12 protein-coding genes are annotated in these 11575 nt (G+C 33.7%); 5 read left to right on the top strand and 7 right to left on the bottom strand.

The window, feature by feature from the left end:
* Positions 1-167 precede the first annotated feature (167 nt).
* Positions 168-350: an SE1561 family protein gene (locus MHB70_RS01550; RefSeq protein ID WP_000513558.1), complete on the bottom strand. Its 183-nt coding sequence runs from the start codon at positions 348-350 to the stop codon at positions 168-170.
* 213 nt (positions 351-563) lie between these two features.
* Between MHB70_RS01550 and yfkAB the strand changes: the two genes are divergently transcribed.
* Positions 564-1691 carry a radical SAM/CxCxxxxC motif protein YfkAB gene (gene yfkAB, locus MHB70_RS01545; protein WP_052943372.1) on the top strand — a complete coding sequence of 376 codons (1128 nt, stop codon included), beginning with the start codon at positions 564-566 and terminating at the stop codon, positions 1689-1691.
* Between the two features lie 39 nt (positions 1692-1730).
* Here yfkAB and MHB70_RS01540 read toward each other — a convergent pair whose 3' ends face one another.
* Positions 1731-2528, bottom strand: a complete 798-nt coding sequence (locus tag MHB70_RS01540; protein WP_061529533.1) for a YfkD famly protein — start codon at positions 2526-2528, stop codon at positions 1731-1733.
* Positions 2529-2609: 81 nt separating this feature from the next.
* Positions 2610-3665, bottom strand: a complete 1056-nt coding sequence (gene cax, locus MHB70_RS01535; RefSeq protein ID WP_002093843.1) for a calcium/proton exchanger — start codon at positions 3663-3665, stop codon at positions 2610-2612.
* A gap of 179 nt (positions 3666-3844) precedes the next feature.
* On the opposite strand from cax, the gene MHB70_RS01530 reads away from it, so the two are divergent.
* From MHB70_RS01530 to MHB70_RS01520, 3 genes are all read left to right on the top strand, one after another.
* The gene (locus tag MHB70_RS01530; protein WP_000550219.1) at positions 3845-4261 is read left to right on the top strand and encodes a pyridoxamine 5'-phosphate oxidase family protein; all 417 of its coding nucleotides are present in this window, start codon (positions 3845-3847) and stop codon (positions 4259-4261) included.
* Positions 4262-4415: 154 nt separating this feature from the next.
* Complete coding sequence (locus MHB70_RS01525) at positions 4416-4562, top strand: BH0509 family protein (RefSeq protein ID WP_000817786.1); 147 nt, start codon at positions 4416-4418, stop codon at positions 4560-4562.
* A 106-nt stretch (positions 4563-4668) separates the two neighbouring features.
* Positions 4669-5097, top strand: a complete 429-nt coding sequence (locus MHB70_RS01520) for an EamA family transporter (RefSeq protein ID WP_000100302.1) — start codon at positions 4669-4671, stop codon at positions 5095-5097.
* Between the two features lie 11 nt (positions 5098-5108).
* Here the strand turns inward: MHB70_RS01520 and MHB70_RS01515 are convergent, their stop codons facing one another.
* A complete protein-coding gene (locus tag MHB70_RS01515) occupies positions 5109-5702 on the bottom strand; it encodes a DedA family protein (protein WP_000434869.1) in 594 nt (197 codons plus the stop codon).
* A 402-nt stretch (positions 5703-6104) separates the two neighbouring features.
* Between MHB70_RS01515 and MHB70_RS01510 the strand changes: the two genes are divergently transcribed.
* Entirely contained in the window at positions 6105-8867 is a 2763-nt protein-coding gene (locus tag MHB70_RS01510; protein ID WP_000151398.1) for a tetratricopeptide repeat protein, read from the top strand.
* A gap of 42 nt (positions 8868-8909) precedes the next feature.
* Here MHB70_RS01510 and lepB read toward each other — a convergent pair whose 3' ends face one another.
* The 3 genes from lepB to MHB70_RS01495 form a co-directional block, all read right to left on the bottom strand.
* Positions 8910-9446: a signal peptidase I gene (gene lepB, locus MHB70_RS01505; protein ID WP_000983289.1), complete on the bottom strand. Its 537-nt coding sequence runs from the start codon at positions 9444-9446 to the stop codon at positions 8910-8912.
* Between the two features lie 276 nt (positions 9447-9722).
* Entirely contained in the window at positions 9723-10403 is a 681-nt protein-coding gene (locus tag MHB70_RS01500; RefSeq protein ID WP_001102002.1) for a lysoplasmalogenase, read from the bottom strand.
* Positions 10404-10526: 123 nt separating this feature from the next.
* A complete protein-coding gene (locus tag MHB70_RS01495) occupies positions 10527-11477 on the bottom strand; it encodes a DMT family transporter (protein ID WP_016513797.1) in 951 nt (316 codons plus the stop codon).
* Positions 11478-11575 lie beyond the last annotated feature (98 nt).

The following is an 11575-nucleotide window of genomic DNA, read 5'->3' as shown; positions in this document are numbered from 1 at the left end:
ATCAGTGGGGAATAAACTTCCCCACTGATTAAAGTTTCACTTTATTTCATGCTATTAAAGTATAAATGAGATTTTTCACAACTTGATTATACCTTTTTTTCTATATTCCTTCTATTATCCGTACAGAAAAAGGCTACCAATTTTGTATTGGCAGCCTTTTTAATATATTATTCGTCTTTTTTAAATTGCTCACATTTTAATTCTAATTCATCTAACATCGCAAGAAGACGATCTACATCTTCTAACTCTACTTCTTCAGGTTCAATTGTATCAATTACTTCAATGAACATATTTAAACGCTCTTTTAAATATACTAATTGTGTATCTTTATCTTGAATTGCTTTTCCCATGAAGGCACTCTCCTTTTAATTCGAGTTGCTTTTATTATACCGCAAAAATGATTGCTATGGGCATGAAATTTCATCAATTTTGTCACGATTATCCGCTATAATGTAAGCCCTCTCTCTTTTTCCGCTAAAAAGTTTCACTTTATAAAAAGTACATATTCTTCTATTATAGAGAATGGACAAATTGTTATTTCAATAGTCAAAGGAGTATTTCATATGACGATATCACAAAAAATGAAGCCGATTACTCCTTCTTACGATCCATGGGAAGCGTATATGGACCTTGAAGAGTACGGCAAACTACTATTAACAAACGTTGAGTTTACAACGACAACGTTATGCAATATGCGTTGCGAGCATTGTGCTGTTGGTTACACATTACAGCCGAAAGATCCAAATCCGCTTCCGATGGAGCTTTTATTACAACGATTAGATGAGATTCCTCATTTACGTTCTTTAAGTATTACTGGCGGAGAACCTATGCTTTCAAAGAAATCCGTCGACAACTATGTAACACCACTCTTAAAATACGCTCATGAACGAGGCGTTCGCACTCAAATCAACTCAAACTTAACTATAGATTTAGCACGTTACGAACAAATTATTCCTTATTTAGATGTGCTGCATATTTCTCATAACTGGGGAACAATTGATGACTTCGTTGAAGGCGGATTTGCAATGATGGAGCGTAAACCTACTTATGAACAACGTGCAAAATTATTCGAACGAATGATTACCAATAGTAAAGCTCTATCCGATGCAGGTGTACTCGTATCAGCCGAAACGATGTTAAACAAAAGAACTCTACCACACATTGAACATATTCATCGTCAAATCGTTGAGGAAATGGGTTGTAAACGTCATGAAGTGCATCCGATGTATCCAAGTGACTTCGCTAGCACACTTGAAATTTTAACAAAAGACGAAATTCGAAAAGCTATTGAACATTTATTAGAAATTCGTGACGAAAATGTATGGATGTTATTTGGAACATTACCTTTCTATGCATGTAGTGATGATGAACGCGATTTAGCTACATTTAAGAAATTACATGAAAGTAAAAATGTAACTGTACGTAATGATCCAGATGGCCGTTCTCGTTTAAATGTAAACATTTTCGATGGAAATATTATTGTGACGGACTTTGGTGATGTTCCGCTTCTAGGAAACATACAAACAAACACATTACAAGAAGCATATGAGAAATGGAGCGCTTCAAAAACAGCAAAATCATTAAGCTGTCATTGCCCTGCGGTGAAATGTCTTGGACCGAATGTTCTTGTAAAGAACAGCTACTATCCAACAGAAAATTTCTTATCAAAAAAATCAAACCTTATGTTATAAATAAAAACGTCAGCTTATATGGGCTGACGTTTTTTTATTTCATTGCGCATGCGACGAGGAAATAAATTTAAAAAACAAATGATCATGAATTGGAATAGCTGCTCCAATTCCTTGAGAGGTAACATTTTTTACAACAAGTCTTTTTTGATTTCCTTTTAAAACAAGGTACACTTCTCCAAACGTTACTTTTCCTTTTTCATTTACTGCTGGCGTATAAGCATATAAATATCCAAGTTGACTCGGACTAATATTATACACACGCTCATGTCCTGTACCATAACCAATGATCGTTTTAAATGAAAGTGGCAACTGTACTTTTTCAAGCGCTTTTAGCAGCATCATTTTTTTCACGTCTGTAGCATCTTTCATATCTGCTGTTAAATCGCCTTCAATCGTCTTTTGAGTTTCTTGCTTATAACGAAGTGGATATAAGCGATCTCCTCCTCGATTATCGTACACATTACGATTCACTTGTTTATATTCCCAATTAATCGATGTATCTACCGATTCATAATTTAAAGCCCATTGACCTAAATAAATTTTCGCGCGGTACCCTACTGCAAGCGGTGCATTTGAAATTGTCGTTTCATTAAACATCCGAATTAAGTCCGGATTTTCAATTTTAATATTTGCTGTTTTCAATAGTTCTTGAGCAAATTTACTAGGCTGCAAGCGCGGCAAATCTTGCGCATCGTTTGGAAACGTATTGTCTTTTGAAATATTTAAAACAGATGAAGGCATTTTTGTTTCTACCGTTGTCTTTGCAAAACTACTGTTAGGAAATAATAAAATAAACGAGACCATGGCTGAAAGACATATGCTGTATACTCGTTTCACCTGTCTGGCTCCTTCCTACATAAAGGTATATATACTACTTTGTTTATTGTTTTCTCTGAGCACAATTGTTATGCCTATTTTTCATAATAAATAAAAACCAATTCCCATAATGACGTACGCAGCTAATAAAGTGCCTCCTTCAAACCAGTTTGTATCCCCATCATTGGAGATTGCAATCGTTAAGAAAACAGCTGTAATCATGGACACAAGTTCTGGTATTGTAAACACTAAAGGCATCCTTTGTACAAAAAACATAGAAAGCAATACTAATACAGGAGCAACAAACATCGCAATTTGTAATGTAGAACCTACTGCAATTTCAACTGCAATATTTACTTTATTTTTATAAGCCATAATAATTGCAGATGCATGTTCCGCTGCATTTCCAACAATTGCAACGATAATAACCCCTATAAATAACTCTGACCAGCCAAATGACTTCGCAACCGTCTCAAATGTATGCACGAGAGCCTCCGACACATAAGCTACTGCAATCGTCGCTATCGCTAAAATAAGGAGTGCTTTACCTTTCGACCACTCTGGCTCTTCTTCATGCGCTACTTCGTCACTTTTATGTTGATATACACCACGGTGCGTAACTAACTTAAATAGCAATGCAGCAAGGTACATAATAATCATAATAATAGATACGCCAATACTTAATTGATACGTCTTTCCCGCATCCATCTTCATTGAAAAAATTTCTGGAATAACAAAGGCTACGACAACAGCAAAAATTAATAAAGCTGAATTATGTCTTGCGTCGTAAACATTAAAGCTTTGTCTTTTATATTTTAATCCACCTATAAAAAAGGACAGCCCTCCTACTAATAGTAAATTTCCAAGTACAGAACCCGTTAACGAAGCTAACACAACTTCAATTAATCCTGCCTGAAGTGCGAAAATTGAAATGATAAGTTCAACGGCATTACCGAAAGTTGCATTTAATAATCCACCTATTCGAGGTCCAGAAACAATTGCCAAACTTTCTGTTGCTCTCCCCATAAACCCCGCTAATGCGATAATTGTAATGCAATATACAGCAAACATAATCGTTTGAGGCCAATGCATTGTTTTTCCGAGTACAGAAAGTGGTACACCTATAAGCGCTACTATAAGAAATATTTTATTAAACATGCTTTCCATCCTTCCATCGTATGTATTTCTCCTCATCATTAATATTATTCTTCTCCTAACTTGTCCGATTTCATCACAATTACGTTTAAAAAATCAGATTGAAGAAAACAGTATGAAAGATATTTAATTTATCTTGTTTAAACGGAGAAAATTATAAATTATGAAAAGAGGTTAAAAGTATGCACTTAAAAGAAAAAATTGCAACGATTATTCAAGGACAAAGAACAGGTGTGTTATCTACTGTACGTAATGAGAAGCCACACAGCGCTTTTATGATGTTTTTCCATGAAGATTTTGTACTATACGTTGCAACAGATCGACAATCAAAAAAGATAACAGATATCGAAAACAATCCAAATGTACATGTACTGCTTGGACGAGAAGGAAAAAAATTAGATGAAGATTATATAGAAGTTGAAGGCTTAGCTTCAATCGAGGAAGACTCAACATTAAAAAACAAGTTTTGGAATAATAGCTTAAAACGCTGGTTACTTGGTCCTGAAGACCCTAATTACGTATTAATAAAAATCAATCCTGACACAATTTATTACATCGATGGTGCAGGTACGACGGAGCCCGAGTTTTTACGACTATAAAATAAAACAAGCCCCCCTTAGGTGGGCTTGTTTTGTCGAAAAGTTCTTCTGAAAAAAACAATAAAATAGGTGGAACTTTCTAAAGATTCTGTTATATAATAGCAGTAACTTAAATAAACTGTATTAAAACAGACTGAGAGGAGAAATAAAATTGATGAAAAGAGAAGAACGTAAAAACATGATTGAGTTTATTGAAAAGAAAAAAGGAATTGAGCGTGACGAATTATTGTTTATGACAGACGATGAAGTAGAACATATTTATAATGTAACTTACTTTTTATATGAGGAAATTGCAGAGTAGTATAATAATCCCCACCTTATTAAAAATATAAGGTGGGGATTATTTCGTTATTAATACATGAGAATGATTTTCATGTATAATAATGTAAGATTGGAGGAATTTTACTATGAGCTCATGGCTATTATTCGCACTATTATCAGCAATTGCTGCTGCCCTTGTATCTATTTTTGGAAAGATTGGTTTAGATGGAATCGATGCCAATGTTGCTACGACAGTTCGTTCTATTATTATGGCATTATTTATGATAGGCGTTATTATTATACAAGGTAAATTTCAAAATATCGGCGACGTACTGCTAAATAAAAAAGCACTGCTATTTATCACATTAAGTGGGGTTGCAGGTGCTTCGTCATGGCTATTTTATTTTCTTGCCTTAAAAACAGGAAAGGTCTCTCAAGTAGCCCCTATCGATAAATTAAGTGTAGTGTTTTCTATTATTCTTGCGATGATTATACTCGGTGAAAAGTTAAACTTTATGACTGGTATCGGTGTAGTCTTTATTACAGCTGGTGTACTATTTATTGCTTTCAGCTAAAAAAACCGCTATTAGCGGTTTTTCTTTTTCTTTATGTAAAACCATACAATGCATGTAACAACTGCTGAAATGATTAAAATCCATATTCCATAATGATGTAAACTATACTCGACAAATCGCCACTTCTCTCCTAACTTCCAGCCAAGTCCGATAAAAACACTTATCCAAATGAGCGCACCACCGTAAGCGTACAAGCAAAAACGCCAAAGTGTTAAATTCGAAACCCCAGCAAAATATGCTGTTAAATGACGTACTCCTGGTATAAAGTAACCAATCATTAAAAGAAATGGACCGTATTTTTCAAATAAAACATGTGTTTTTTCAATGTGATGTTCTTTAATTCTAACTTTCGGCCCATATTTTTTTAAAACAGGCAGACCGAGTTTTAAACCTAATATGTAACTTAATGTAATACCTAACATCGCACCCGCCATCCCACTTGAAAAAGCAGCAGTTCCTGACATAACGCCTTTTGAAACATTATAACCAACAAAGGTCAATAAAAACTCGTCTGGTATCGGTAATCCGACAATCCCACCAGCCAATGCTATAATAATTCCAAAATACCCATAATGCGCGATTAACTCGCCAATATGTTGTTCCATTCGGAAGACACATCCTATGCACGATCGTTATTCCACATTTTGCCCGTTCTCTCTTTAAGACAAACATGGTATACATATTCACTATACATTGTTTTTATAATGAACTCTACTTCTACCCATTCTTTTAACAGCGATCAAGTGAAACTTTAATCAGTGGGTATTTTGTCTATCTCCACTGATTATTAGCCCACACCAATCAGGATTAAAAAATAAAAATTCATATGCTTGTTTTTTTGTTACAATAAAGGAAAGCTACTTTTCGCAACGGTTTAACTCTCAAGAAAAATGATACATCTAGCAAAAACATAGTTTGGTCTATATAATACAACTTCTATCTATTAAAAAACATGTACCCTTTTACATACAACATCATTTTTCTAAATTATACAGGGGGGAACGAACATGACCATTGAAAATCAATTTATCCAAAAAGTTTACTATAAAACATTTTTAACAGAAGAAATTTCTACTCCAGTATCGGAAGTACTCGGTGAAGCATACATAAATGAATCTAAAAATGAATTCTCCAACATTTCTAATATTCGCTTTGCTCAAGGTGAATTTTATTATCAAAATAAAGATTTTGAAGCAGCCATATTTAAGTGGGAGAAAGTAAATAACGACCTTGAACTTTGGGCAACCAAAAATATTGCTGATGCCTATTTTGAACTCGGATTCTTACCAAAAGCAGAAGAAATTTATCAATCTATTCAAACTGAAGGTACAACTCTTACGATGGAAGTTTCCTTGCAACTTCTTTCTCTTTATATCGAGCAAGATCGTTTAGGATTAGCTTTTAAGACGATTAGTGAAGCTGTGGCATTTCAACCAGACTATCCGAATATTACTGCAATCGCACGTTCTTTCTATGAAAAACAAGAAGATTGGAACAACGCTATCGAACTTGCAGTTCAAGAGGGAATTCGAACAAAGTCATTACATTGGTTCGATACTTTAATCCATTACGTAAACCAAGGATTTACTAAACAAATCAAACCAGAATATTTCTATGATTCTTTAAAAGCTTTATATGCAATTGACCAAGTCCAATTTAAAGAGTTTGTTATTGCCCTTTGGAACAGCTATCAAAATGAACCATTATACCTTTCTTGGATCCAAAGCATGAATCATTTATTTTTACATATTGAAACAGATAACAATGACAATTGGAATGAAATTTCTATCCGCTACCAAGAAACATACTTTGCATTAATTACTGGCGATCATTTTATGCATGAATTAAACGGTCTTGTTCCTGATTTATTAACAAATTGGTTTAGTTTAACAAAAGCAAAGGATTCCTTACTTGTTTCTGCCGCCGTATTAGCATGGAATGAAGTTGCACCTACAACTTTAGAATCATTACTCGTAAAAAGTGCTGGAGCCTTACTTTCTAATTCATCAGCTGAAACAAATGTAGATATGGAAACCGTTTCTCATCTATTCGAAACAATTGCTGAATGGGCCGAGAAAAATGATGTAGATTTAAGTCATCAATTTACGCTACTCGTCCATGAACTATGTGATTTACATGTTAATAAACTACTAATAGCTGGAACAAGTGACCATGATAAAGCGTCATTCGTTAATTCAATATTAGGAGAGAACATCTTAACTGAGACTTTAACAGCTCCTATTCTATTTAAAGACGATAGTCAAACTGCAATAACGGAATTCAATGATCTAGATGTAAAAAACATCTCGAACTTTGATGAAGTCCATCAAATAATGGATACATCTTCCCAGTCAGAACTTGAGAAAAAATGTATAGAAATTAAGTTACCAAGTAGATTTTTAAGAAAAAATAAGTTTGCATTTCTTGTTACACCATCTGTTCAAGGACAATTGGATAAAAACAGCTCATACTTTGAATACTTACAGGCAGCAGAGAGCCTTATTTACATATTAAATTCTGCCTCACCATTACATGGCGAAGAACTTGATACATTACTTTATTTACGTGAACAAGTGCCAAACTTACAAATTCATTTCGTATTACACACAAATAATACGACTACCAATGAAAATCTAATTAGTAAACTTACAGTCCATTTCCCAAATGCAAAATTCTTCCCGTACTCTCCTTCCCAAGAGAGTAGCCAGCAACTTGGGGATGTAACAGAGTCCATTCTCTCTAATCTTGCAGAACGTGACATAGAGAAAGAACGTATAGAAAAGCTAATATGGTTTACTCAAAAGACAATCGCTTACCTTGTAAATGAACGTGTAGAATTAGAACATACATTAGTGAAATCAGTACGCTGGAATAAACATATATCTGTAAAACTTAATGGATTTATTAACAATCTTACCGCTCTTGAAAAAGACAAAATCCGTTCTATTACAGAATCTTATCTTTTAACGAAAGAAGAAATTACACAAGATATACATTCTCAAATTCCTGAATTATTACAGAGCTGTTCTGACCTTGTTCAAGAAGATAGTGATTTCAAATTAGTTCATGAAGAATTAAATGCTGCGATGAACGAACGAATTGACAAACATGTACAACAAGTGCTTCTTCCTAAATTTACTGGGTCTATTCAAGACTGGATTGAAACAGCACATAATGAATTTATTCAAGCTCAAGCTTATTTAGATGAAATGAGTGAAACGTTCAATAAATTATATAAAGAAGAACGTATGAAACTTCCTTGCGATTTCAAATTACTAGATGATTGGCATCGAGATGTCGTACGAATGACAAATAGAATTACAGTAACGAACATCAACATTTTATTACGCTTCACACCGACACAATTTTTCTTAAAGAGTGCCGGAAAATTATTTGGTAATATGCAAAAAAACCAATCTATGCTCGCAAACAAATATAAACAATATATTGAAACGGAAGACTATACAGAAATTGCCCAAACAATTTCAAAACAATTCTTCCTTCAATTTGAAGTATTTGAAGGTGCACTAGAGCGTGATATCATGATGTTCTTTAAAGATCCACTTAGCGTATTGAAACAAAATGTAGAAGCCGCTCAACTTGAAATACAAGAAGACGAACAAACATTAGCAACGCTAAGAAGCAACCCAGAAACTTATCATGATCCTTTAGCATTATTTAAACTACAACTATTGCAACACAAATTTGTTATAAGTACTAACCAAAACAATGAAGACGTCTTTGTATCTAACGAGTCTCCTACTGTTTAACATAAAAAACCAAGCAAACTGAAATTTGCTTGGTTTTTTACTTTAATTTATTATTTTCACATGTTCAAATGGATAATAAATTGCCGCTAACTTTCCTAATACATCTGCTCTATCAATAAGTCCTAAACCATTTCTACTATCCCTACTGATTAAGCGATTATCTCCCATAACAAAAATCTTATTTTTAGGGATTGTAATAGGTCCAAAGTCCTCTGTTAAATTCATCAGTTTTTTTTCAGCTTGTTTTTTATTACTATGCAAATACTCCTCATTTTTCACCTCATGATTCACATATAATTGGTCATTTCTCATCTCAATTACATCACCCGGTAACCCAATCACTCTTTTCACATAAAAATTATCCGTCTTCACAACAATAATGTCTTCTCTACCATAACTTTCAAATTGCTTTGCCAACTTATTAACAATTATCTTATCCCCATCTTGTAACGTTGGCCTCATAGATGCTCCTTTTACAGTTGTAGGGAAAAACAAAAAGATTTTTGCCAAAAACGCTAATAAACATGCACTTGCAATTATTCCAAAGAACTCACGCAAACGTTTTTTCTTTTGCATCATTCCACCATCTCATTGTCTTTTTATTTATATTATAAATACTTCAGATAGTTGTTTTCCATAAAATTATAAATTATATAATTATGATATTACAATTTTAAAACGCTATTCCTTACAAGTTTATTATTTTGATATATCATATTTTATATTTATTAAGCAGAAATTTCCCTATGAATTTTACACTTAACAAATACTAAAACTAATTAAACAAATATATTAGAATATCAAAGAAAAAGATACTCTCAAAATAGTCTATCTACTATTTTTGAGAGCATCTTTTTATAGTCCTACATATACAATACACATCTGAGCAGCGACATATGTAAACCAAATCCAAAGTGGTTCATACTTCAGCTTGCGGCCACCAATATCTGTCACACCAATAATAAAATCAGAAATCACAAACAGCAAACCACCAAGCGCTGGTATCCACCATATTCCTGTATTCTCATAGTATAAGGCGAATGCAAAGCAAGCCATTCCCCCAACCCACAAGCCGTAAATTAGGGCTCCTATCGTAAACAGTTTGTCCTGTTTTTCATTTCGAATAAAAAAGAACCACCCTATAATTAGAAAGAGTCCGTATACGAGTAAACCAATCCAAAAACCATTCCATGAAATACCTGTTTGCAAAAATGCTTTTACATAAAAACAATGGGCAAGAGCAAAAGTAACCATCCCTCCAATTAATCGATGGCCAAAGGGAATCAAACCTGCCATAAATAAATCTCCTAAAGTCGATAAAGTCATTCCTAATGCAACCCAGCTGCTATACTCTATCGATGGATCTTGTAGCCATATCCAAATCGCACTACCTGTTAAAGAAAAACTAAGAATAAGACGAACTGCTAAAGGTAACGGCATATTTTCTCTTGTTCTTTTTGTCTGTCCTATTGCATAAATTGCTCCTGTTAAAAAAATAATTATTTGTCCGATTAACACAATGTAAAGTACATTCATAATATGTTCTCCTCAATAAATGCTTTAATGTATCTTTTTTCGTTATATATAGTCTGTTCTCCTTTTTCTACATAAAAAAAGAAGAACAATACTGTTCTTCCATTTTAATCGCTTTTTTGTTCTCTACGCTACTTGTTTTTTTTGCTCCATTTTCTGCTTAGCCGGGGTACGATTTACGACAATGATTCCCACTGCTACACATGCTAGACCGAATAATACAAATGAATGAATTGCTTCTCCTAAAATCATGCTCGATAATAACACACCAAAGACAGGTATGAAGAACATATACATCGAGACTTTTCCTACTTTGTTATACTTCATAATTGTATTCCATATACAAAATCCCGCTGCCGATAAGAACGATAAATATATGAGCATAAGTATCGTATATAGGTTAAAAGTAAATGGCATCGCTCCAACTTGTAATGCACCTATACATAGTAACCCAACTGATCCAAAAATCATTTGGTATGCTGTCATATACCCAATATCTAACGTTTTACTACCCTCTTTTGCTAATATATTTCCATACGAATACATCATCGCTGCCCCAAGAAGTAATAAGCTACCTATTCCAAAATGGAATGATAAACTTCCATCACTCGGTACATTCACTAAAATGACACCACAAAATCCGATTGATACGCCCATTATTTTTCTCATATTGAGAGCATCATCTTTATATAAAAAGTGTGCGAGTAAAATTTGAAAGAATGATGATGTTCCTGAAATAATCGCTCCTTCAATTCCTGAGCTATAACTCATTCCAATATAAAAACATATATATTGAAGAAAAGTTTGGAACAAACCAATTTGAACTAACTGCTTCCCTGTTCCTTTTTTGAACTGCATATCTTTTCCTAGCGCTTTAAAAAATAATAAGAGCATTATACCAGATAAGAAAAAGCGATAACCAGCAAATAATATTTGTTCTCCGACTTCTTGTGGCCGAATCCCAAGTTCAGCATAGCTTAATTTAATAAAGGGAAATGCGCTTCCCCATAAAAAGGTTGCTACTATCGCAGCAATAAATACACCAATCGGATGAGTAAAAAATTTCTCTGTCTTCACTTGTTGTCTTCCTTTCCGATCTTTTTATGAACAATATTCATATATACCAAAGGAACTGTAAAAACACAAGTTTTCGGTTTATACTTGAAACAAAAACA

It is taken from the genome of Bacillus sp. FSL M7-1020, from assembly GCF_038050415.1.
Taxonomy (GTDB): domain Bacteria; phylum Bacillota; class Bacilli; order Bacillales; family Bacillaceae_G; genus Bacillus_A; species Bacillus_A toyonensis.
Note: the sequence above shows the minus strand (reverse complement) of the source record. Positions and strands in the feature narration are given on the sequence as shown.

Bases quoted from the DNA above. Each gene is read 5' to 3' on its own strand.
- MHB70_RS01550 (WP_000513558.1), bottom strand. From the start codon at position 350: ATGGGAAAAGCAATTCAAGATAAAGATACACAATTAGTATATTTAAAA.
- yfkAB (WP_052943372.1), top strand. From the start codon at position 564: ATGACGATATCACAAAAAATGAAGCCGATTACTCCTTCTTACGATCCA.
- cax (WP_002093843.1), bottom strand. From the start codon at position 3,665: ATGTTTAATAAAATATTTCTTATAGTAGCGCTTATAGGTGTACCACTT.
- MHB70_RS01530 (WP_000550219.1), top strand. From the start codon at position 3,845: ATGCACTTAAAAGAAAAAATTGCAACGATTATTCAAGGACAAAGAACA.
- MHB70_RS01525 (WP_000817786.1), top strand. From the start codon at position 4,416: ATGAAAAGAGAAGAACGTAAAAACATGATTGAGTTTATTGAAAAGAAA.
- MHB70_RS01520 (WP_000100302.1), top strand. From the start codon at position 4,669: ATGAGCTCATGGCTATTATTCGCACTATTATCAGCAATTGCTGCTGCC.
- MHB70_RS01515 (WP_000434869.1), bottom strand. From the start codon at position 5,702: ATGGAACAACATATTGGCGAGTTAATCGCGCATTATGGGTATTTTGGA.
- MHB70_RS01510 (WP_000151398.1), top strand. From the start codon at position 6,105: ATGACCATTGAAAATCAATTTATCCAAAAAGTTTACTATAAAACATTT.
- lepB (WP_000983289.1), bottom strand. From the start codon at position 9,446: ATGATGCAAAAGAAAAAACGTTTGCGTGAGTTCTTTGGAATAATTGCA.
- MHB70_RS01500 (WP_001102002.1), bottom strand. From the start codon at position 10,403: ATGAATGTACTTTACATTGTGTTAATCGGACAAATAATTATTTTTTTA.